General features: G+C 69.0%; 20 protein-coding genes. 15 read left to right on the top strand and 5 right to left on the bottom strand.

What is annotated here, in order from left to right:
• Positions 1 to 59 precede the first annotated feature (59 nt).
• From ALI144C_RS09005 to ALI144C_RS08970, 8 genes are read left to right on the top strand one after another with little or no spacing between them, the layout of a single operon-like run.
• On the top strand, positions 60 to 1,181 hold the full coding sequence (locus tag ALI144C_RS09005) for an inositol-3-phosphate synthase (RefSeq protein WP_237774055.1): 1,122 nt from the start codon (positions 60 to 62) through the stop codon (positions 1,179 to 1,181).
• Positions 1,178 to 2,020 carry an SCO3242 family prenyltransferase gene (locus ALI144C_RS09000; RefSeq protein WP_076986556.1) on the top strand — a complete coding sequence of 281 codons (843 nt, stop codon included), beginning with the start codon at positions 1,178 to 1,180 and terminating at the stop codon, positions 2,018 to 2,020. The genes ALI144C_RS09005 and ALI144C_RS09000 overlap by 4 nt, the downstream gene beginning before the upstream one ends.
• Positions 2,017 to 3,459, top strand: coding sequence for an EboA domain-containing protein (locus ALI144C_RS08995; protein WP_076986555.1), 1,443 nt, complete (start codon positions 2,017 to 2,019; stop codon positions 3,457 to 3,459). Before ALI144C_RS09000 ends, ALI144C_RS08995 begins: the two co-directional genes overlap by 4 nt.
• Positions 3,459 to 4,322 (top strand): TatD family hydrolase, encoded by an 864-nt coding sequence (locus tag ALI144C_RS08990; RefSeq protein WP_076986554.1) that lies wholly within the window; start codon positions 3,459 to 3,461, stop codon positions 4,320 to 4,322. Before ALI144C_RS08995 ends, ALI144C_RS08990 begins: the two co-directional genes overlap by 1 nt.
• Positions 4,319 to 5,404: a metabolite traffic protein EboE gene (eboE, locus tag ALI144C_RS08985; protein ID WP_083752861.1), complete on the top strand. Its 1,086-nt coding sequence runs from the start codon at positions 4,319 to 4,321 to the stop codon at positions 5,402 to 5,404. The genes ALI144C_RS08990 and eboE overlap by 4 nt, the downstream gene beginning before the upstream one ends.
• Positions 5,401 to 6,798 carry an alkaline phosphatase family protein gene (locus ALI144C_RS08980; protein WP_076986553.1) on the top strand — a complete coding sequence of 466 codons (1,398 nt, stop codon included), beginning with the start codon at positions 5,401 to 5,403 and terminating at the stop codon, positions 6,796 to 6,798. Before eboE ends, ALI144C_RS08980 begins: the two co-directional genes overlap by 4 nt.
• Positions 6,799 to 6,800: 2 nt before the next feature.
• Positions 6,801 to 7,808 carry a sugar phosphate isomerase/epimerase family protein gene (locus tag ALI144C_RS08975; RefSeq protein WP_076986552.1) on the top strand — a complete coding sequence of 336 codons (1,008 nt, stop codon included), beginning with the start codon at positions 6,801 to 6,803 and terminating at the stop codon, positions 7,806 to 7,808.
• Positions 7,809 to 7,818: 10 nt separating this feature from the next.
• Positions 7,819 to 8,667 (top strand): sugar phosphate isomerase/epimerase family protein, encoded by an 849-nt coding sequence (locus ALI144C_RS08970; RefSeq protein WP_076986551.1) that lies wholly within the window; start codon positions 7,819 to 7,821, stop codon positions 8,665 to 8,667.
• Between the two features lie 60 nt (positions 8,668 to 8,727).
• On the opposite strand, the gene ALI144C_RS08965 is transcribed toward ALI144C_RS08970, so the two are convergent.
• The gene (locus ALI144C_RS08965; RefSeq protein WP_076986550.1) at positions 8,728 to 9,228 is read right to left on the bottom strand and encodes a carboxymuconolactone decarboxylase family protein; all 501 of its coding nucleotides are present in this window, start codon (positions 9,226 to 9,228) and stop codon (positions 8,728 to 8,730) included.
• A gap of 122 nt (positions 9,229 to 9,350) precedes the next feature.
• Between ALI144C_RS08965 and sigJ the strand changes: the two genes are divergently transcribed.
• The gene (gene sigJ / locus ALI144C_RS08960) at positions 9,351 to 10,202 is read left to right on the top strand and encodes an RNA polymerase sigma factor SigJ (protein WP_076986549.1); all 852 of its coding nucleotides are present in this window, start codon (positions 9,351 to 9,353) and stop codon (positions 10,200 to 10,202) included.
• On the opposite strand, the gene ALI144C_RS08955 is transcribed toward sigJ, so the two are convergent.
• On the bottom strand, positions 10,183 to 10,629 hold the full coding sequence (locus ALI144C_RS08955; protein ID WP_143230520.1) for an SRPBCC family protein: 447 nt from the start codon (positions 10,627 to 10,629) through the stop codon (positions 10,183 to 10,185). The genes sigJ and ALI144C_RS08955 overlap by 20 nt on opposite strands.
• A gap of 59 nt (positions 10,630 to 10,688) precedes the next feature.
• Positions 10,689 to 14,405: a patatin-like protein gene (locus ALI144C_RS08950; RefSeq protein ID WP_076986547.1), complete on the bottom strand. Its 3,717-nt coding sequence runs from the start codon at positions 14,403 to 14,405 to the stop codon at positions 10,689 to 10,691.
• A gap of 134 nt (positions 14,406 to 14,539) precedes the next feature.
• On the opposite strand from ALI144C_RS08950, the gene pip reads away from it, so the two are divergent.
• Complete coding sequence (pip, locus tag ALI144C_RS08945; RefSeq protein WP_083752874.1) at positions 14,540 to 15,487, top strand: prolyl aminopeptidase; 948 nt, start codon at positions 14,540 to 14,542, stop codon at positions 15,485 to 15,487.
• Between the two features lie 4 nt (positions 15,488 to 15,491).
• Here the strand turns inward: pip and ALI144C_RS55375 are convergent, their stop codons facing one another.
• Positions 15,492 to 15,659: a hypothetical protein gene (locus ALI144C_RS55375; protein WP_168211209.1), complete on the bottom strand. Its 168-nt coding sequence runs from the start codon at positions 15,657 to 15,659 to the stop codon at positions 15,492 to 15,494.
• Between the two features lie 199 nt (positions 15,660 to 15,858).
• Between ALI144C_RS55375 and ALI144C_RS08940 the strand changes: the two genes are divergently transcribed.
• Together ALI144C_RS08940 and ALI144C_RS08935 are read left to right on the top strand one after the other, a co-directional pair.
• Positions 15,859 to 16,683, top strand: a complete 825-nt coding sequence (locus tag ALI144C_RS08940; protein ID WP_076986546.1) for a crotonase/enoyl-CoA hydratase family protein — start codon at positions 15,859 to 15,861, stop codon at positions 16,681 to 16,683.
• Between the two features lie 8 nt (positions 16,684 to 16,691).
• Positions 16,692 to 18,371: an AMP-binding protein gene (locus ALI144C_RS08935; RefSeq protein WP_237774054.1), complete on the top strand. Its 1,680-nt coding sequence runs from the start codon at positions 16,692 to 16,694 to the stop codon at positions 18,369 to 18,371.
• Here the strand turns inward: ALI144C_RS08935 and ALI144C_RS08930 are convergent.
• Positions 18,361 to 18,951, bottom strand: coding sequence for a DsbA family oxidoreductase (locus ALI144C_RS08930; protein ID WP_076986544.1), 591 nt, complete (start codon positions 18,949 to 18,951; stop codon positions 18,361 to 18,363). The genes ALI144C_RS08935 and ALI144C_RS08930 overlap by 11 nt on opposite strands.
• 204 nt (positions 18,952 to 19,155) lie before the next feature.
• On the opposite strand from ALI144C_RS08930, the gene ALI144C_RS08925 reads away from it, so the two are divergent.
• From ALI144C_RS08925 to ALI144C_RS08915, 3 genes are all read left to right on the top strand, one after another.
• Complete coding sequence (locus ALI144C_RS08925) at positions 19,156 to 20,943, top strand: MFS transporter (RefSeq protein ID WP_076986543.1); 1,788 nt, start codon at positions 19,156 to 19,158, stop codon at positions 20,941 to 20,943.
• 174 nt (positions 20,944 to 21,117) lie between these two features.
• The gene (locus ALI144C_RS08920; RefSeq protein ID WP_237774053.1) at positions 21,118 to 21,351 is read left to right on the top strand and encodes a hypothetical protein; all 234 of its coding nucleotides are present in this window, start codon (positions 21,118 to 21,120) and stop codon (positions 21,349 to 21,351) included.
• Between the two features lie 112 nt (positions 21,352 to 21,463).
• Positions 21,464 to 22,039: a CDP-alcohol phosphatidyltransferase family protein gene (locus ALI144C_RS08915; protein WP_076986541.1), complete on the top strand. Its 576-nt coding sequence runs from the start codon at positions 21,464 to 21,466 to the stop codon at positions 22,037 to 22,039.
• The last annotated feature ends 65 nt before the right edge of the window (positions 22,040 to 22,104 follow it).

Genomic DNA, 22,104 nt, shown 5'->3' with positions numbered 1-22,104 from the left:
CTCGGCCGTTCGCGGGAATGAGGTTGAGGCCAATGCGGCAACGATGCGGACTATGGCTGATGGGGGCACGCGGCTCCGTCGCGACCACCGCGATCACCGGTCTGCTCGCTTTGCGGGCCGGGCTGGTCAGGCCGGTCGGGTGTGTCACCGAGCGGCTCGACATGGATCACACGGTGTTACCGACCTGGGACGAGATCATCGTCGGCGGTCACGACATCGTTTCGATACCGCTGGACAAACGGGCCGAACAGCTCGCCGAGTCCGGCCTCATCCCCCATTCGGTGTTCACCGCCGTGGCCGACGGGCTGCGTGCGGTGGACACCGAACTGCGGAGCGGGTACCACCCGGTGTCGCACACCGGCTCGCAGGCGGAGGCGGCCGCCCGGCTGGTCGCGGACATCGCGGACTTCCGTGCCCGGCACTCGCTGGACCGGGTGGTCGTGGTCAACGTGACCTCGACCGAGCCGCCCGTGCCCGCGTTGCCGGAGCACGACGACCTGGACCTGCTCGTCCAGGCACTGAACGATCCACAACGGACGGTTCTGCCGCCGAGCTCGCTCGGCGCGTACGCGGCGCTGACGTCCAGCAGCCCGTACGTCGACTTTACCCCGTCCCCGGGAATCAAGATGCCCGCGTTGGTGGAACTGGCCCGCCGCCAGGGCCTGCCGTACGCGGGCGCGGACGGCAAGACGGGGGAGACCCTGTTGCGCACAGTGCTCGCGCCGATGTTCGTCGCGCGTGCGCTGGACGTCCGGTCATGGGCGGGCACGAACCTGCTCGGCGGCGGTGACGGCGCCAACCTGGCCGATCCCGAGCAGGCCAGGGGCAAACTGGAGTCCAAGGCGCGCGGCCTGGCCCGGCTGATCGGCGACGTCACCGCGCCGCTGCACATCGACAACGTGCCGGACCTGGCCGAACGCAAGATCGCGTGGGACTACGTGTCCTTCGAAGGCTTCCTCGGCGCCAAGATGAGCCTCCAGTTCACCTGGGACGGCTACGACTCGGCGCTGGCGGCCCCGCTCGTGCTCGACCTGGCCCGGCTCGTGGCCGCCGCCCACGCGGACGGTCAGAGCGGCGCACTGGCCGCGCTCGCGTTCTTCTTCAAGGACCCCCTGGGCACCGACGAGCACCGGTTCGCCGAACAGACCCGGATGCTCAACGAATGGGCGGCTGACCTGTGACGAACGCGTACGTGGAGCTGGTGCGGGCACCGGCGGCGTTATCGGTGCTGGGGGACACGCTCGCGGGGGCGGCCGCGGCGGGGAACCCGTTGCGCGGCAGGCGTCTGGCGTTGCCGTTGGCGTCGGTCGCGTTCTACTGGTCCGGAATGGCGCTCAACGATTGGTCCGATCGGTCGCTTGACGCGGTCGAGCGGCCCGAGCGGCCGATCCCGTCCGGCCGGATCACACCCAACCAAGCGCTGGCTGTGGCCGGTGGGTTGACCGCCGCCGGTCTCGCGCTGGCGGCGTACGGCCGCTCGCTGAAGGCCGCAGTGCCCCTCGCCGCGGCCGTGTGGGCGTACGACCTGGTTCTGAAGTCCACTGTGGCTGGTCCGGCCGGGATGGCGTTGTGCCGGGGGCTGGACGTGATGCTCGGTGCCGGTGGTTCCCGCTCGGCGCTGCCCGCGGCCACGGTCGTGGCGGGGCATACGCTGGGGCTCACCGCGTTGTCGCGCGGGGAAGTCCACGGCGCTTCTGACATCGTTGCCAAGGCGGCGTTGACCGGAACAGCCGTGGCCACGACCGCCGCTGTGGTGGGCAAGTCCACGTCGTGGCGGCACCGGCTGGGGGCACTGGCCTTCGGCGGGATGTACGCGGCCAACGTCGGGTCCGCCCAGCTCGCGGCGACCAGGGACCCGTCCGGGCCGACCGTGCGGAAAGCCACCATGGCCGGTATCCACGGCATGGTCCCGTTGCAGGCGGCGCTGGCCGCCCGGCGCGGGTCGCTGCTCGGAGCCGGTGTGCTGTCGGCCGCGTTGCCGTTGGCGCGCAAGCTGGCCGGGAAGGTGAGCCCGACATGAGCTTCCACCTCGGCTACGGCACCAACGGGTTCGCCAACCACCGCCTGGACGACGCGCTGCGGATGATCGCGGAGCTCGGGTACACCTCGGTGGCGCTGACGCTGGACCACCACCACCTTGACCCGTTCGCCGCGGACGTGGCCAAGGAGACCGACCGGGTGGCCGCGCTGCTGTCGGTGCTCGGCCTGCGGTGCGTGGTCGAGACCGGTGCCCGCTACCTGCTCGACCCGGCCCGCAAACACCACCCGACGCTGGTGTCCGACCACATCGACGTGCGGATCGACTTCCTGCACCGGGCGATCCGGATCGCCGACGGCCTCGGCGCGGACTGCGTGTCGTTCTGGTCTGGCATCAAGCCGTCCGATGTGGATGACGCGACGGCGCACCAGCGGATGCTCGGCGGCGTCGCGAGAGTGCTCGAGGAAGCCGACCGCAGGGGGGTGCGGATCGGGCTGGAACCCGAACCGGGGATGTACGTCCAGCACCTGACGCAGGCGTTGGCGCTGCGGGACGAGCTGGGCAACCCGGAGCTGTTGGGCATCACCCTCGATGTCGGGCACTGCGTCGCGGTCGAACCGGAGAACGCGGCCGACTGCGTGCGGCGAGCCGCCGGGCTGCTGGTGAACGTGCAGCTCGACGACATGCGGCCGGGTGTGCACGAACACCTCGAGTTCGGCGAGGGCGAGCTCGATCTGCCCGGCACCCTGGCCGCGCTCGCCGAAGTCGGCTACACCGGCGTGGCGGCCGTGGAACTGCCGCGGCACAGCCACGCCGCGCCCGACGTCGCGCGCCGGGCGATCGCCGCGCTGGAGGCCGCCATGCCGGTCACGGACTCGGAGTGGGTGGATGAAGTGGATCATCCCTGGTTGGTCGACGCCGAACGGCGGGTCCGGTCCGAACCGGCCGCCATCCGGTCGCTTTTCCCGGCGGTCGGCCGGAAGGTCGGTCGTTCGGCCATGCGGCCGGAAAACGACCCGCAGGGCCTGATCCACGGAACCGTGGACGATCTGGCGCGCATACGTTTGCTCGCCGCACTCGCGGACGTGCTGCCGCCGGACGAGCTCGTCGGGGAAGTCACCGAGCTCTACCGCTACGGCGACGACGCGGAACGCCGTGGCGTCCTGCGTGGACTGACATCGCTGCCCGCGCCTGCGGTCAAGGCCGGGCTGGAGCTCGTCCAGGACGCGTTGCGAACCAACGACATCCGGCTGGTCGCGGCCGCGCTCGGGCCGTTCGCCGGTGAGCACCTCGACCAGCACTCATGGCGGCACGGCGTGCTCAAGTGCCTGTTCGTCGGCGTCCCGCTGGCCGCGGTCGCGGCCGTGGAACGCCGGACCGACGCGGAACTGCTCCGCATGATCGCCGACTACGCCGACGAGCGCAGAGCGGCCGGCCGTGAAGTCCCTGCCGACGCCGTACGTCTCTTGGAGAACAGCTGATGCGCATCTTCGACCCGCACATCCACATGACCTCACGCACCACCGACGACTACGAGGCGATGTTCGCCGCCGGTGTCCGCGCCATCGTCGAACCGGCTTTCTGGCTGGGCCAGCCCCGCACCGGCGTGGAGTCCTTCAAGGACTACTTCGACGCGCTGATCGGCTGGGAACGGTTCCGCGCGGCCCAGTTCGGCATCCGCCACCACTGCACCATCGCGCTGAACCCGAAGGAAGCCAACGACCCGCGCTGCACACCGGTCCTGGACATCCTGCCGCGTTACCTCGCCAAGGACGGCGTGGTCGCGGTCGGCGAGGTCGGCTACGATTCGATGACGCCGGAAGAGGACGACGCCTTCGCCCGGCAGCTCGCGATGGCCGTTGAGCACGAACTGCCCGCGCTCGTGCACACGCCGCACCGCGACAAGCTCGCCGGCACACACCGGACGCTGGACGTGGTCAGGGAGTCCGGGATCGCACCGGAGTTCGTCGCGGTCGACCACCTCAACGAGGTCACGGTCAGGACCGTCAAGGAATCCGGCTGCTGGATGGGGTTCTCCATCTACCCGGACACCAAGATGGACGAGGACCGGATGGTCGTGATCCTCAAGGAGTACGGCACCGACAAGGTCCTGGTGAACTCGGCCGCCGACTGGGGCCGCTCGGATCCGTTGAAGACGTACAAGACCGCGCGCCAGATGCTCGAAGCGGGGTTCACCGAGGCGGACGTGGACAAGGTGCTGTGGCAGAACCCGGTCGACTTCTACGGCCAGAGCGGACGGCTGGTGCTCGACGAACTGCCCGGCTTCGCCCCGTCGACGGAAACGTTCGCGGGCAACTCGGTGCTGCGAGGCGGACGCCAGTGACCAGGTTGTGCTACTGCACGAACGTGCACCCGGCCGAGGACCTGCCGGGGATTCTCGGCCAACTGGACGCGTACGCCGTCCCGGTCAGGCAGAAGCTGGGCGCGGACCGGCTCGGGCTGGGTCTGTGGCTGGCTGCCGACGTGGCGGCAGGACTGGCCTCGTCCCCGGCCGATCTGCGGAGGTTCCGTGCGGAACTGGACGCGCGTGGTCTCGACGTGATCACCATGAACGCGTTCCCCTACGGCGGGTTCCACGCCGATGTCGTGAAACTGGCTGTGTACGAGCCGCGGTGGACCGACCGGCGGCGACTCCAGTACACAGTGGACTGCGTCACGGTGTTGAACGGCCTGCTGCCCGGCGACGCCGCGTACGGCGGGATCTCCACGCTCCCGCTCGGCTGGCGCGAACCGTGGACCGAGGCCGACGACACGGCGGCGCTGGACGCGCTCGCCGAGCTGACCCGGACCCTGCGGTCGACCGAGCGCTTGATCAAGCTCGCCGTCGAACCCGAGCCGGGGTGCGTCCTGGACACAGTGGCGGACACGGTCGAATGGCTGGCGCCGCGCGTGGACCCGGAGTACATCGGACTGTGCCTGGACACCTGTCACTTGGCGGTGTCCTTCGCCGACCCGGTCGAGACCGTCCGCTCGATCGAGGCCGCGGGGCTGGAGATCGTCAAGGTGCAGGCATCGGCGGCGTTGCACGTCGAGGACCCGAAAGCCGCCTACGAGCAGCTGGCGGAGTTCGCGGAACCGCGCTACCTGCACCAGGTCCGGGAGCTGGCGCCGTGCGGGACCATCCTGACCGCCGACGACCTGCCCGAGGCGCTGGAGACGCTGCCCGCGGTCGGGCCGTGGCGGGTGCACTTCCACGTGCCGCTGCACGCCGAGCCCGACGAGCCACTGGGATCCACGACGGACGTGCTGACCGAGGTGCTCAACACCGTGTCCGGTGACCGGATCGTGGAAGTGGAGACCTACACGTGGAACGTTCTGCCTGACCGGCACCGGCAGGACCTGGTAGACGGGATAGCAGCGGAGCTGGCCTGGGCAGAAGGCCACCTGACACTGGAGGTCTCATGAAGCCCCTTGTCGTCATCGACATCGTCGGGATGACACCGCGACTGCTCAAGCACATGCCGAACGTCTCCCGGATCGCCGACAACGGCTGGCAGGCGGAACTGGGCACGGTGCTGCCCGCGGTCACGTGCAGCGCGCAGTCGACGTTCCTCACCGGCAAGATGCCCGCCGAGCACGGCATCGTCGGCAACGGCTGGTACTTCAGGGAACTCGGCGAGGTGTTCCTCTGGCGCCAGCACAACAAACTGGTCGGCGGGGACAAGCTGTGGGAGGTCGCCCGAGCGGCGAACCCCGGCTACACCTCGGCGAACGTGTGCTGGTGGTACGCCATGGGCGCCACGACGGACCTGACCGTCACACCCCGGCCGATCTACTACGCGGACGGCAAGAAGGAGCCGGACTGCTACACGCGGCCGGTCCGGCTGCACGAGGAACTCACCGAGGCGCTCGGCGACTTCCCGCTGTTCCAGTACTGGGGCCCGACCGCGTCGATCGCGTCGAGCAAGTGGATCGTCGACGCGTCCCGCCGGATCCTGTCCGGGCACAAGCCGGACCTGCTGCTGGTGTACGTCCCGCACCTGGACTACGACCTGCAGCGGTTCGGACCGGACGCGCCGCAGGCGGTCGAGGCGGCCCGCGACGTCGACGCCGCGCTGGCGCCGCTGGTGCAGGACGCGAAAGCCGCCGGGGCGACCGTGGTGGCGTTGAGCGAGTACGGGATCACCAACGCCAGCAGGCCGATCGACGTCAACCGCACCCTGCGCGCCGAAGGCCTGCTCGAGGTGTACACACAGGACGGTATGGAATACCTGGACCCGTGGGTGTCCAGGGCCTTCGCCGTGGCCGACCACCAGGTCGCGCACGTGTACGTGCAGGACACCGACGATCTGGCGCGGGTCAAGGACGTGCTGGAGCGGCAGCCCGGCGTGGACATGGTCCTCGACCGCGTCGAACAGGCCCGGTACCGACTCGACCACCCGCGCGCCGGTGATCTTGTGGTGGTGGCCGAGCCGGACGCGTGGTTCACTTACTACTACTGGCTCGACGACGACCGCGCGCCGGACTTCGCCAGGGGAGTGGAGATCCACCGCAAGCCCGGCTACGACCCGGCCGAGCTGTTCTTCAACCCGGCCGACCCGCTGGTGAAGGCCAAGGCCGGGCTGAACCTGCTGAAGAAGAAAGCGGGCCTGCGGTACGCGATGAACGTCGTGCCGCTGGACGGGAAACTCGTGCGCGGATCGCACGGTAGGCTGCCCGACTCGCCGCAGGACGGGCCGGTGCTGCTGTGCTCGGACAGCCGTGATCCCGGCAGGGACAAGCTGTCCGCCGTCGACGTGCACTCGTTGTTGCTCGGCCTGCAAGACATCAAGCCGATGGCCGAAGTTCTGAAAGGATAGTGATGAGCCGACCGATCACGCTGTTCACCGGGCAGTGGGCGGACCTGCCGTTCGATGAGGTGTGCCGGCTCGCGTCGAGCTGGGGATACGACGGCCTCGAAATCGCCTGCTCCGGCGACCACTTCGAAGTGGACCGCGCACTGTCCGAACCGGACTACGTGGCCGGTCGGCACAAGATCCTGTCCCAGTACGGGCTCAAGGTCTGGGCGATCTCCCACCACCTGGTCGGCCAGGCGATCTGCGACGACCCGATCGACTTCCGGCACCAGAACATCGTGCCAGCCCGGATCTGGGGCGACGGCGACGCCGAAGGCGTGCGCCAGCGCGCCGCCAAGGAGTTGGCCGACACCGCCCGCGCGGCCCGCAAACTCGGTGTGGACACGGTGGTCGGGTTCACCGGGTCGAAGATCTGGAAGTACGTGGCGATGTTCCCGCCGGTCGGCCAGGACGTCATCGACGACGGCTACCAGGACTTCGCCGACCGCTGGAACCCGATCCTGGACGTGTTCGACGAAGAAGGCGTGCGGTTCGCGCACGAGGTGCACCCGTCGGAGATCGCCTACGACTACTGGACGACGCGCAGAACCCTGGACGCGGTGGACAACCGGCCCGCGTTCGGGCTGAACTGGGACCCGTCGCACTTCGTCTGGCAGGACCTCGACCCGGTCGGCTTCATCCTCGACTTCGCCGACCGGATCTACCACGTGGACTGCAAGGACACCAAGAAGCGCTTCGACGGCCGCAACGGCCGGATGGGCTCGCACCTGGCGTGGGCAGATCCCCGGCGCGGCTGGGACTTCGTGTCGACCGGGCACGGCGACGTGCCGTGGGAGGAGTGCTTCCGCGCGCTGAACGCGATCTCCTACTCCGGTCCGATCTCCGTGGAGTGGGAGGACGCGGGCATGGACCGGCTGCGTGGCGCGGAGGAAGCGGTGAAGTTCGTCCGGAACCTGGTTTTCGACCCGCCCGCGGCGGCCTTCGACGCGGCGTTCAGCTCGAAGAAGTCCTGAAGGGATCACCATGGAACTGTCCCGTAGGTCCATGCTGCGCGGCGCCGCCGCAGCAGGTGTCGCGGCGGGTGTCGCAGCCGTGGCGTTGCCGGGGACGGCGGCAGCGGCGTCGTCACGTCCCAAACTGCGGATTCCCCGCGACAAGATCAGCATCCAGCTCTACACCCTGCGCTCGAACATGCAGAAGGACCTGGAGGGCACGCTCTCCGCGCTGGCCGACATCGGCTACCAGCGCGTGGAACTGGCGGGAACGTACGGCCGCAGCGCGGCGGAGTTCCGCAAGCTGTTGGACAAATACCACATCCAGGCGCCGTCGTCGCACATCAACATCGGTGACGACCTCAACAAGCTGATCGCCGACGCGAAGACGTTGGGCAACCAGAAACTGGTGCACCCGTACGAGAACCACGGGACCGCGGCCGAGTGGAAATCCTTCGCCACGCGCCTGGAAGCGGCGGGCAAGACCATCCGGGAAGCCGGGTTCACCCTCGGCTACCACAACCACGACCACGAGTTCCGCAAGGTGGAGGGCCAGCGCCCCTGGGACCTGATCACCAAGGGCACGACCCACCGCAACGTGCACCTGCAGATCGACCTGTTCTGGGCCGTGCACGCCGGTGCCGACCCGGTCTGGCTCGTCTACGAGAACTACGGCCGGGTCCTGCACTACCACGTGAAGGACCGCACCAAGGACGGCAAGATGGTCGACCCCGGCAAGGGCGTGATCGACTTCGGGACCATCTTCCGCCGCACCTGGCACGAGGGCATCGACCAGTTCATCGTCGAGCACGACGAGCCGACCGACGCGCTCGTGACGGCCAAGACCGGCTTCGACTACCTGGCCAACCTCAGGTTCTGACGCGTTCGACGAGAGGAAGCCGCCTTGGGCATCCCCGCACCCAAGGCGGCTTCCCGCTTGTCAGGAGCTGTAGTTCTGCCCCAGCGGCTTGCCGGGGATGGGCCGGGCGATCAGGCCGATCGGGATGAAGAAGCAGATCTGCGAGATCGCCATGGTCAGCGCCCAGAGCTCCTTGTCGTCGTAGTGCGCCGAAGCCTTGGCGTACACCTCGTCGGGTACCCGCTCGCCGAGGGGGTTCCCGACGAGGACGGCCTCGACGAGCTCCAGCGCGGCCCGCTCCGGCTCGGTGAAGTAGGGCGAGTCCCGCCATGACACCACCGTGGCGATGCGTTCCTCCGACTCCCCAGCGGTGCGCATGAGCTTGGTCTGGAACATGACGTGGTACGTGCTGCCGACGATCTGCCCGGCCCGCAACTGCACGAGCGTGATGGTGCTCGCCGGGATCACTCCGTTGCGGACGGTCTTGTTGATCGCCGCCGCCGTCGCGGTCAAGTCCGGGTAGAACTGGGCGGGGTCGGGCAGCCTCGACTGGACGGTGTCCTGCTCGGTTGTCGCGGTCATGTGATTGTCTCCTCCATGTCGGATGTGCTTGCGGTAGTCCGACGACGCGGCCCCGTGAAATGTGAGGCTCACATTTCGGGGCGCTGTCTCGTCATAGGGAGGTGACTGGCTTGGAAGAGATCATGAGCGAGCGGCGACAGCTGATCAACCTCTCCTACCGGCTCCTCGGTTCCCTCACCGACGCGGAGGACGTCGTGCAGGAGACCTACGCCCGCTGGTACGCCATGCCGCCGGACGAGCAGCGAACGATCGACACGCCCGGTGCCTGGCTGACCACGGTCGCCAGCCGCATCTGCCTCGACCAGCTCCGCTCGGCCCGCGCCCGGCGGGAGCGTTACGTGGGCGAGTGGCTGCCGGAACCGCTGCCGGAGCACACGGACACGCCCGACGACCCAGCCGACCGCGTCACACTCGACGAGTCCATCACCATGGCGTTCCTGGTGGTGCTCGACTCGATGACGCCGGCCGAGCGCGTCGCGTTCGTCCTGCACGACGTCTTCCGGTACCCGTTCGCCGAAGTGGCCGAGATCGTGGGCCGCGCACCGACAGCCTGCCGGCAGCTGGCCTCCTCGGCCCGTCGCCGTGTCCGTGCCGCCCAGAGCGCCCCGACTCCCTCAGCCGAGCACGCGGAGGTCGTGCGCGCCTTCAAGCTGGCATGGGAAGCCAAGGACATCGAGGCCCTCGTCGGCCTGCTCGACCCGAACGCCACGGCGATCGGCGACGGCGGCGGCCTGGTCTCGGCCGCGCCGCACCCGATCGAGGGCAGCGAGCGGATCGCGCAGGGCCTCATCGACATCGCCAACGGCGTGCCGGACCTGAAGGTGCTGGAACGCCTGGTCAACGGTCAGCCGGGCCTGATCGGCCAGTGGAACGGCGAGACCGTCTTGGTGGCGGCGTTCGACATCGTCGACGGCCGCATCCGGCACATCTGGGGCGTGCGCAACCCCGAGAAACTCAGGCCTTGGACCAGGTAGCGGCGTGCGAAGCGAGGCCGTCCACCATCTGCTGCATGACGCGGCCCATGACGCCGCGCATCACCAAGCCCATTCCCCAGCGGGTCCCGTAGGTGCCGTGCCAGCGGATGATCGTGCCGCCGTCGGCGGTCGGGGTGAGCTCGATGGTCGCGTCGTAGTCGCGGATGGCCTTGTTGAACGCGTCCTCGTACGTCATCCGCTTCTCCTCGACGAGCCCGGTCAACCGCTCGCCGGTCACGGTTTTCCCGGTGCGGAACGCACGGACCGCGCCGACGGGGTCCCGGCCGTTCGGGTCGAGCCCGCTGGAGCGTTCGACGACGAGTTCGTCCACGGCGGACCAGACGGGCCACGTCCGCGCGTCGAGGAGCAGGCGCCAGACCACCGCCGGGGACGCCGTCGAGGTCGCGGTCACATCGTAGTTCTGCACCATCCGAAACTACGGGCGGTCACGGCCACAGCGACATGCGCGGGATTGCCGGGGATCGATCAGTTCTTGCTTTCCGCCGTCCTCAGCTTCCGCTGGATCCGGGTGGCGAGGCGGTTGCCAGCCGGGGTCAGCAGGAACGTGTCGTCGGTGTCCGGTTTGCGGGCCAGGCCACGGCAGATCACGCCGTGCGCCTCGATGCGGGAGCAGAGGCGATCGGTGATCTCCCGGATCGACGTCTCGGTGTAGAGCGTGGGCAGTGCCTCGTCGTAGAGCTTCTTGTACAAGGCCGCGCGGGCCCGCCACGGCACGTACCACGGCACGACGAGCAACAGCAGCGTGGCGAACGTGATCGCCGTGGCCATTCCCGCTCTCGCCCACCACGGCGCCGCCGACCACCAGGGCGCGGCGAACGGAGTTCCCGGCGCGGTGAAGGACAAGGCGATGGCGAACAGCACGTACATGGCCCCGTACACCACGGCCCACCCCGCCGCCGCTGCCGACGGGTCACGGGTGGCGGGGTCCGTCCAGCCCTTCTCCGGGTGCCGGTGCCACAACCGCAGACCACGCCCGCCGAAGTAGCTCAACACCGCCGCCACCGCCACCATCGCTGCCGTCACGATCAGCACGAGCGCCGCGTTCTCGTCCAGGACACCGAAGATCCCGCTGAGCCAGATCAACGCGCCGACGCCGACCACACCCAGTGCCACCAGCGGCCCCACCCAGCCGCCGGACTTCAGCCACACCGGGAAGCCCGTGATCAGCTTGCCCGCGCTGCCCATCGGCGTCAGGCTCGTGCCCGGCAGGCTGCCGAGCAACAACAACGCCGCGACGACAGCGACGAAACCGATCAACCCCGTGAGCCCGTGGCGTGTCTGCGCCGACTGCGTTTCCGACAGGCCGTACGCCACCAGGGGAACGACGGGGGAGAGCAGGACAAGACCGTGCAACAGACTGCTGGTGCGCACAGCGCTGTACCCGAACGCCGCCAGGATCGCCCCGCCGCCGAAGGACGCCGCCGGTGCCTCCGCCCATTCCGGCAGCGCGCCGAACATCGCCAGCACCAGCAGCAGGCCACCCGCGGCAAGGCCGAACTGGCCGAGGAACCTGGCCAGCTTGCCGCCCTTGGTCAGCCCGAAGATCGCCCAGTACGGCAACAGCACCAGCCCGCGCAGCGAGCGCGTCACCGGACGGGCGGCCTTCACCCCGAGCTGCGGGCTGTCGGCGAGCGTCACGGCGGTCGCCGCCGCGGTGGCCACCGTACGGATCATCTGGTCGCTGGCGGCCTCGTCGCCCAGTGGCTCACGGCCGATTCCGGCGCGGTCGAACGCGTCAAGCGCCCGGATCCCCATGTCGACCGCGTCCGGGGTCAACGGCTGTCCCGCCGGCCGCCGTTCGAGCTCGTCGAGCAAACCCGCGTACTGCTTGACGAACCGCTCGCCGTGCGAGCGGACGTTCGCGCCGTCGACGCCGTCCGCGGCGATCGCCCGCCGCAGCTCCGGCAGTTCCTCGATGATGATCTGGATGTGCAACGCCCACGCCACGAGGTCGGCGAGCGACGTACACGTGGCGGGCAGGGCGGACCCCGCTTCGGCGTTCAGCGCGTGCGCGAGCTCGGCGACAGCTTCGTCACGGCACTGCTGGATCCGTTGGTCCGTCGGTGTTCCCCCGAACAGGCGCTTGACCAGGTCGTCGACGATCGTGGCCGCGTCCGCCGAGCCCAGTTGGCCGGACAGGTCCGCCGCCCGCCGGATCCGCGCGGGGTCCAGCATCACCCGGCAGAGCATGCTCGCCGCGTCCATCCGGCCCCAGATCCAGTCGTTCGCGCGCCACGACCGTTTCAGGAACCCGGAGAACCGCGACAACGAGTAGCCACCGGCCTTGTCGTCGGGCGTCAGGCTCAGCCGGGCGAACGAGTTCGCCGTCTGCAGGCTGATCTGCGCCAGTTCGACCTGCTGCTCCTCCGGCGCGTCGGAGTCGTCGGCCAGGCAGGTGGTCGCGATCTCCAAGGCGAGCAACCGCGACAACCACCGGTAGCCCGGCGGCAGTGACGCGTCCTGGTCGTCGTCCGACAACCGCGCGAAGTCCCGCCACGCCACCAGATCGGGGTCACGCACGACCAGCGTGTCGTCCGAGGCGAGGATCTGGACACCGGTGCCGAACGCCTCCGCGACGCGCAGCACCAACTGCCGGACCGCCGTGCCTTCCTCGCCGGTCATCCGCGTGTTGTACGCGACGAGCCGGTTCGCCCAGCACTCGCCGTCCGGTGACTCGACCGGCTCGTCCTCCCACGCCTTGTGCATCGCCACGCGCATCCGCCGCAGCTTCGCGCGGGTGGCGTGCACGGTGGCCCGTGCCGCGTGGATCTCGCCGATCGCGGAGTCCTTCGGCATCACCCAGACCAGGCGCTTGAGCATGTCCAAAGCGGACGCCGCGATCCGCTCGCCGGTCGTGATGTCCCACGGCCACCCCGATTCGCCGAGCTCCCTGATGCTCACCGGCGGCTCGGCCGACGGCACGTACGGCAGCGAGCCGTTGTCCTTCAACCACTTGCGGTGCGCGACCTCGACCGCGTCCTTGATCCGCTCGAACGACCACGCCTCGCCGCTCGGGTCACCAGTACTGGCACGGGCGACCATCTGGCGCTCGGCCAGCTTCCACGCCGCCCGCCGCAGCCGGATGTCGCGGTAGTGCGGGTGCAGCGTGCTGACGAGCGAGTACAGCTGCCCGGCGACCGGTCCATCTGATGTGGACAGACGGGTCAGCAGTGCGTTCCGGCCGCCGCGCCTGGCGCCCGCGCCGCGGTTGTACTTCTCGATCTCGTCGACGAACGTCCGGTTGCTCTGGCTGGACTGCGCCCGCATGATCGACCGGACCGCGCCGACCACGCTGGGCTGCTCGGACCGGGCCTGCGGCGGCTTCTCCGGCCCGGCCGCGGCCGCGTGCGGGAACACCAGCAGCATCACCCGCCGGGTCGGTCCCTCCGCGGGCATCTGGTCGATGGCCTCCAGCGCCTCACGGGTCGGCGTGTTCACCAACGCGCCGCCGTCGACCACGTACTGCGAACGGTCCCACGACGCGACGTCGCGCATCGGTGAGCCCTCGTCCAGCGGGATGTAGGACGGCTCGAACGCGACCGGGAACGACGCCGACGAGCGCGCCGCCAGCGCGAGCTGGTGCGTCAGGTCGCCGGGCAGGCGGCCGTCGTCGGAGAAGTGGTCCAGTTCGTCGTCGCGCCGGAACCGGAAGCTGCCCTGGTGGATGGTCTGGGTGAGGCGTTGGCCGAGCGCGTCCGTCGTGGTCTTCGTGACGCCCTGCAACAGGGTCGTGGTGATCCGCAGGTCCATCGGCCGGGCCTGGACGTCACGCGGCTCGTAGCGCGTGGTCAGCCTGCGCATCGCGTCATCGAGGCGGGGCAGGAAGAACTCGTCGCCCTTGAGCAGCGACACCGGTGAACCCTTGAACGGCGTGCGCAGCAACAGGTCCATCCGCCCCTGCTCAGCCCACAGCTCCCGCAGGCTGTTGAGGTCCGCGCCCGGGTTGACCTGCGCGAGCGCCAGGGCGGCACCGTTGATGCCGCCCGCGGACGTCCCGCTGATCACGTCGGCCCGCGCGGTGGCGCCGACCAGTCTCAGCAGGTCCGCGTAGCCGCCCGCGGTGCGCGTGAGCCGGTCCAGTTCCAGCACCACGCCGCCCATCCAGACCGCGAGGCTGACACCGCCGTTGAGCACGACGGCGAACCGGACTTCCTCCCACGTCGGGTCCTGATCTTCGGTCATGGCGGCGACTCCCCATCGGCGACATCCGACCATCGGCCAGTCGGCGCAGGCGGTTACGCCTTGTCACCCATTCGTGATGCGCCGTGGCGGGAAACGACCCTATCGAACTGCCCGACTACGCGATCATGCCCGGTATGACGAGCGCATCGAGTGAGCCACACGAGTCGGGCATGGTGGAGGTCGGCGACGGTCATTCGCTGTACTGGGAGGTGTCGGGCAACCCCGACGGCAAGCCGGCTGTCGCGCTGCACGGCGGTCCCGGGTCGGGGAGCTCGCCGAGAACACGCGGCCTGTTCGACCCCGACCGCTACCGCGTGGTCCAGTTCGACCAGCGCAACGCCGGGCGGAGCACACCTTCCGCGACCGACCCGGTCGTCGACCTGTCGGCGAACACCACCCAGCACCTCATCGCGGACATCGAGGCGTTGCGGGTCCACCTGGGAATCGAGCGTTGGTTGGTGTGGGGTGGCTCGTGGGGCGTCACTCTCGCTCTCGCCTACGCGCAGGCATACCCGCAGCGGGTGACCGAACTGGTACTCGCGGCCGTGACCAGCGGCGACCGTAGCGAGACCGACTGGATCACCCGGGACATGGGCCGTGTTTTCCCGCGCGAATGGGAAAAGTTCCGCGACGGCGTCCCCGCCGCCGAACGCGACGGCGACCTGTCGGCCGCCTACAGCCGCCTGCTCCACGATCCCGACCCCGAGGTCCGTGCGAAGGCCGCGCACATGTGGTGCGAGTGGGAGGACACGCACATGTCGCTGGCCCCCGACGCCGAACCTTCCCTGTCGGTCGCCGACCCGGCGTTCCAGCTGGCTTTCGCCCGCCTCGTGACCCACTATTGGTCCAACGGCTGCTTCCTGGAAGACGGACAGCTGCTGCGTGACGTCGAGCGGCTGCACGGGATTCCCGCCGTGTTGATCCACGGGCGCTACGACGTCAGCGGTCCACTCGGCACAGCCTGGGCGTTGCACCGGGCCTGGCCGGGGAGCGAGCTCGTGGTGCTCGAGGACACCGGTCACAGGGGCGGCAGCATGAGCTCGGCGATCGTGGCCGCCACCGACCGCTTCGCCCGCGAGTGACCGGTCACTCGGCTCTGTGGCGGTGCGGGGCCTGCGCGGCTGGCGCGCCCTGGGCCGCTGCCGCGGGTTCGGTCTCCTCGGGCTGGGTGGCCCGCAGCTCGTCCATCCGGCTGGTGAACTCGCGCAATAGCTCGTCGAAGATCGGCGTGGACATCGGACGCGGTGGGGTCATGTCGTGCCGCTCCTCTCGTCTGGACGTACGCGGGTAGTGGTGAACTCACGGTCTCACGCAGTGATCGGACACGACTGGGCGATCCGGGCATGTCGGTGACATGTACCCAAAGTGGTGATTTCCGGATCCGGTGCGTGGGGAATCACCACTCCGAATGGGGTATTCGCGGTGTTACCGGTCGGTAGGCAATGATGGGGGCATGGCTGACAACCTCGTATCGCTCCAGGTGAAGCAGTCCGGACACGTCACCGAGGTGACGATGCTCGGACCGGGCAAGGGCAACGCGATGGGCCCGGACTTCTGGCGTGAGCTGCCGATCGTGTTCCGCGAGCTGGACGCGGACCCCGAGGTTCGCGCGGTCGTGCTCACCGGCAGCGGCAAGCACTTCTCCTACGGCCTCGACCTGCCCGCGATGATGGGCGACTGGGGCGAGATGCTCGGCGGCACCGCACTCGCCGGACCGCGCACGGCGTTCCTCGACAAGGTCCGGACCATGCAGGACTCGGTCACGGCGGTCGCGGACTGCCGCAAGCCGGTGATCGCCGCGGTGTCCGGCTGGTGCATCGGCGGCGGCGTCGACCTGATCTCGGCCGCCGACATCCGGCTGGCCTCGGCGGACGCGAAGTTCAGCGTGCGCGAGGTGAAGGTCGCCATCGTGGCGGACATCGGCAGCCTGCAGCGGCTCAGCGGCATCATCGGCGAGGGCCACCTGCGCGAGCTGGCGTACACCGGCAAGGACGTCGACGCGGCCCGTGCCGAGAAGATCGGCCTGGTCAACGACGTGTACGCCGACCAGGACGCGCTGCTGGCCGCCGCGCGCGAGCTGGCCGCCGGGATCGCGAAGAACCCGCCTCTGGTCGTGCAGGGCACCAAGGACGTGCTCGACCACCACAGGGCGCCCCGCGTCGCCGACGGGCTGCGGTACGTCTCGACGTGGAACGCGGCGTTCCTGCCGAGCAAGGACCTGGGTGAGGCCGTGCAGGCGTTCGTCGAACGTCGCGATCCGGAGTTCTCCGGTGAATAATCGCCGCCGTGACCTTCTCGACTGCGCGTGACTTCCTGCTGGCCCACCGGGACGACTACGGCACCGCGTACCGGGAGTTCCGATGGCCCGAGCCCGAGTGGTTCAACTGGGCACTGGACTGGTTCGACGCGCTGCCCGCCGACCAGCTGGGCCTGTGGATCGTCGAGGAGGACGGCTCGGAGCGGAAGTGGACGTTCGGCGAGCTGTCGGCCCGGTCCACCCTGATCGCCAACTGGCTGCGGTCGGTCGGCGTGCGGCGCGGCGACCGGCTGATCCTGATGCTGGGCAACCAGGGTGAGCTGTGGGAGACGATCCTCGCTGCGATGAAGCTGGGCGCGGTGATCATCCCGGCGTCCACTCTGCTCGGCGCGGAGGACCTGCGCGACAGGGTGGAACGCGGCCAGGTCAAGCACGTGGTGGCCCGCTCGGACGACGCGGACAAGTTCGACAAGGTGCCTGGTGACTACACGCGCATCGCGGTAGGCGAGCCGGTCGACGGCTGGCTGCCGTACGCCTCGGCACAAGGCGCGGACACGTTCGAACCCGACAGCCCGACGGCGGCGTCGGACACGTTGTTGCTGTACTTCACCTCCGGCACGACCGCGAAACCGAAGCTGGTGCGGCACACGCACGCCAGCTACCCGATCGGTCACCTGTCCACGATGTACTGGATCGGCCTCGAACCCGGCGACGTGCACATGAACATCTCGTCGCCGGGATGGGCGAAACACGCGTGGAGCAACGTGTTCGCACCGTGGAACGCGGGTGCGTGCGTGTTCATCTACAACTACACGCGCTTCGACGCGACCGCCTTGATGGCACAGATGGACCGCTGTGGCGTGACGTCCTTCTGCGCGCCGCCGACGGTCTGGCGAATGCTGATCCAGGCCGACCTGACGCAACTGCGCACCCCGCCGACGAAGGTGGTCGGCGCGGGCGAGCCGCTCAACCCGGAGGTGATCGAGCAGGTCAGGCGGGCGTGGGGGGTGACGATCCGGGACGGCTTCGGCCAGACCGAGACCAGCGTCCAGGTGGCCAACACCCCGGGGCAGGAGGTCAAACCGGGCGCGATGGGCCGGGCACTGCCCGGGTTCGAGGTCGCCCTCGTCGACCCGGTGTCGGGAGAGGAAGCCGACGAGGGCGAGATCTGCCTGAAGCTCGACCCCCGCCCGGTGGGCCTGATGACGGGCTACGCCGACGACGAGGAACGCACGGCGGAAGTCATGCGTGACGGCTACTACCACACAGGAGACGTAGGAGCCCGCGACGCGGACGGCTACATCACCTACGTCGGCCGTGCGGACGACGTGTTCAAAGCGTCGGACTACAAGATCTCCCCGTTCGAGCTGGAGAGCGTCCTGATCGAGCACCCAGCGGTCGCCGAGGCGGCGGTGGTGCCGTCACCGGATCCGTTGCGGCTGGCGGTACCGAAGGCGTACGTGGTGCTGGCGGCGGGGTTCTCGCCGTCAGCGGAGACCGCCCGCGACATCCTGGCGTTCGCCCGCGAACACCTGGCGCCGTACAAGCGGATCCGTCGCCTGGAGTTCGCCGACCTGCCCAAGACGATCTCCGGCAAGATCCGCCGGGTGGAACTGCGCGGCAGGGAGAACGACCTGCACGGTGACAACTCCGGGGACCCCGTGGCGGAGGTCCCCGGCGAGTTCACCGACGAGGACCTCAAAGGCTGAGCAGCAGCCGCCGCAGCTCATCGACGGGCAGAACCCCGGAGAACGGCGTGCCGTCGCCGACAACCAGCGACGGCACGCCGTTCACCCCCAGTTCGACGGCCCGCTGCTGATCGGCTTCAACCGCGCGGGCGTAAGCATCCCCGTTGAGCACGTCGTGCACTTCGTCTTCGGGCAGACCCGCGAGCCGCACAAGCGTGTCCCGGTCGGCGATGTTCTCGCCGTCGGTGTGGAAACCACGCAGCAGCCGTTCCCACGTCTGGTCCTGGAGGCCGTGCTCTGCGGCAAGGTGCAGCACGCGGTGTGCGTCGAAGGTGTTGACCGGACGCGCGGTGTGCAGGTTGAGTTCGAGGCCGTCGCCCGCCCCGACCGCCTTGATCTGCGCGACCCGTTGCGCCGCCCGGTCAGCCCACCACTGGGCCATCAGCACGTCCGCCGTGTCACCGGGGACCGTCGACGCCCCGGGATCGAGCTGGAAGCTGCGCCACACCACCTCGGCGTGGTCGCCGATGGCCGCACTGAGACGACGTTTGCCGATGTAGCACCAAGGACAGATAACGTCCGCGAAGATCTCGACCCGCATGGCGAAAGCCTGCAACCTCAACCAGACCTGAGGTCAACAAGCCCACCGAGACCCAGGATCCCGAGCACGCGCCGAACCCGGCGATCACTGACTCCTACCTCACACCGCTACATAGTTGCTGAATGCAACCATATTGGTTAGCGTTACTAAGTAAGCGAACGTGCGGTGAGGGAGGAAGCTGTGGCCAGGCGGGGTGCCGGGCAGATGTCGTTGAGTGAGCTGGGGCCGCGCTACAAGTGGATCGCGCTGTCCAACACCACTCTCGGCCTGCTCATCGCGACGATCAACTCGTCGATCGTGCTGATCGCGTTGCCGGACATCTTCAAGGGCATCGGGATCAACCCGTTGGACGCGGGCAACACCAGTTATCTGCTCTGGTTGATGATGGGCTTCCTGGTGGTGACGGCTGTCCTCGTGGTCACCTTCGGGCGCCTGGGGGACATGTACGGCCGGGCCAGGATGTACAACCTCGGCTTCCTCATCTTCACGATCTCGTCGATCATGCTCGCCGTCACGTGGATGAGCGGTGACGCCGCCGCGCTGTGGCTCATCGCGTGGCGGATCGTGCAGGGCATCGGCGGCGCGTTCCTGATGGCCAACTCCAGCGCCATCCTCACCGACGCCTTCCCGGCCAACCAGCGCGGTCTCGCGCTCGGCATCAACGGCATCGCGGCCATCGCGGGCAGCTTCCTCGGCCTGATCATCGGCGGTGTCCTCGCGCCGATCCACTGGCACTGGGTCTTCCTCGTCTCCGTCCCGTTCGGCCTGGTCGGCACGGTGTGGGCGTACCTCAAGCTGCACGACACCGGCGTGCGCCAGGCGGCCAAGATGGACTGGGGCGGCAACATCACCTTCGCCGTCGGCCTCATCGCCGTCCTCGTCGCGATCACGTACGGCATCCAGCCCTACGGCGGTCACTCCATGGGGTGGACGAACCCGTGGGTGCTCGGCGCGCTCATCGGCGGTGTGCTCGTGTTGGCGTGGTTCGTCGCCATCGAGCGCAGGTCGGCGAATCCGCTGTTCAACCTCGGGCTCTTCCGGATCAAGACCTTCACGTGGGGCAACATCGCCAACCTGATGGCCTCGCTCGGCCGCGGCGGCCTGCAGTTCATCCTGATCATCTGGCTGCAGGGGATCTGGCTGCCGCAGCACGGCTACTCGTTCGAGCAGACCCCGCTCTGGGCAGGCATCTACATGGTGCCGATGACCATCGGCTTCCTCGTCGCCGCGCCGCTTTCGGGCGTTCTGTCCGACCGGATCGGCGCTCGCGGCCTCGCCACGGGTGGGATGATCATCACAGCGGCCACGTTCTTCGCGCTCACCGTCCTGCCGGTCGACTTCGACTACACCGTCTTCGCCGCGATCCTGGTCGTCAACGGCATCGGAATGGGCATGTTCTCGTCACCCAACCGGGCCGCCGTGATGAGCAGCCTGCCGGGCAACGCGCGTGGCGTCGGCGCCGGGATGACCGCCACGTTCCAGAACGCCGCCATGGTCCTGTCGATCGGCATCTTCTTCAGCCTGATCATCGCCGGTCTGTCCACGAGCCTGCCCGGCGCGCTGACCACGGGCCTGACCGCGCACGGCGTGCCCGCGTCCGAAGCGGGCCAGATCGCGCAGTTGCCCGCCGTCGCCGTGCTGTTCGCCGCGTTCCTCGGCTACAACCCCGTCCAGCAGCTGCTCGGGCCCACGCTCGGCCAGCTACCCGCCGACCAGGCGGGGTTCCTGACCGGCCGGAGCTTCTTCCCGAGCCTGATCACCGATCCGTTCGCCGACGGCCTGCACGTCGCCTTCTGGTTCGCCATCGTCGCCTGCCTGGTCGCCGCCGTCGCGTCGTGGCTCGCGGGCAGCGGCACCGGGCACGCACCGGAGAGCGTCGGCGAGGAGCTCGCGGCCACCGCGTCGGAAGCCGGAACGATCCCCGCTGACCTGGTGGATGTCAGCCGGGCTGATGACGGGGCGACCGCTGGGCGCTCGGTGACCGGCGGCTGACGACTCCCGTCCGATCGTGCCGGATAACGATCTTCGACCGATCGGCGCCCTGGACGCGCCGATCGGCGCCATACACGCGTGAAATGTCAAGGGCAACGTAATCCGTGACGCATCATCGTTATGTGGCTAACGGAGCGGCTCCGTCAGCCGACACCCCATATGGAGGTGGGGGACATGACTGACACTGGTGTGGCGGAACCCGAAATCGAATCCAAGCCCAAGGCCAAGGCCAAGCACAGGTTGCCGACGGTGCCGTGCAGCGTCGTATGGAGCCGGGGCCACGCGTACGTCCTCGAGACCGGCCTTTCCCGGGCTCGCTGGGTCGGCTGCGACGACCGCGGCCGCCCGATGGAGCTCACCAACGCCGAGATCGAGCGCAGGGGCTGGACCCTGACCCGCGCCAGCTGAGCCGCACACTAGAGTTTCCCCTGGTCAATCCTCGTGAGTGAAAGCCGGTGAGCACCGGCGTAACCACTCACGAGGGCTGACCAGGGGTTTTTCGTGTTCGGAGGGTGGCAGGGTGGCTGAGGGCGGCAATCAGGTGTGGACGGTGCCGAACGCGCTGAGCGTGCTGCGGCTGGCCGGGGTGCCCCTTTTCCTCTGGCTGCTGCTCGGGCCGCAGGAGGACGGCTGGGCGATCGTCGTGTTCGTCGTCAGCGGGATCACCGACTGGCTGGACGGCAAGGTGGCCCGCTGGCTCGACCAGATGAGCAAGTTCGGCGCCATGCTCGACCCGCTCGCCGACCGGCTGTACACGCTCGCCGCGATGATCGCGTTCGTCGTGCGCGACATCGTGCCGCTGTGGGTCGTGATCGTTCTCGTCGCCCGTGACCTGGCCGTACTGGTCTGCCTGCCGCTGCTGCGCCGCGCCGGTTACGGCCCGCCTGAGGTGCTCTACCTCGGCAAGGGCGCCACGTTCGTGCTGCTGTACGCCTTCCCGTTCCTGCTCTTCGCCCAGATCGACACACCACTCGCCGACGTGGCCAGGCCGATCGCCTACGCGTTCACCGCGTGGGGTGTCGTGCTGTATGTCTGGTCGGGGCTGATCTACATCTTGCAGGCGGTCACCGCGATCCGGCGACCGCGGCCACTCTGAGTGGTCGTGACCACTAAGCTCTGCGCGAACCAGCGCAGTCGGTGATCGGAAAGAGGAGACGGGGA

The sequence above is a fragment of the Actinosynnema sp. ALI-1.44 genome (genome assembly GCF_001984155.1).
Lineage (GTDB): Bacteria > Actinomycetota > Actinomycetes > Mycobacteriales > Pseudonocardiaceae > Kibdelosporangium.
This window is presented reverse-complemented; position numbering and strand designations above follow the sequence as displayed.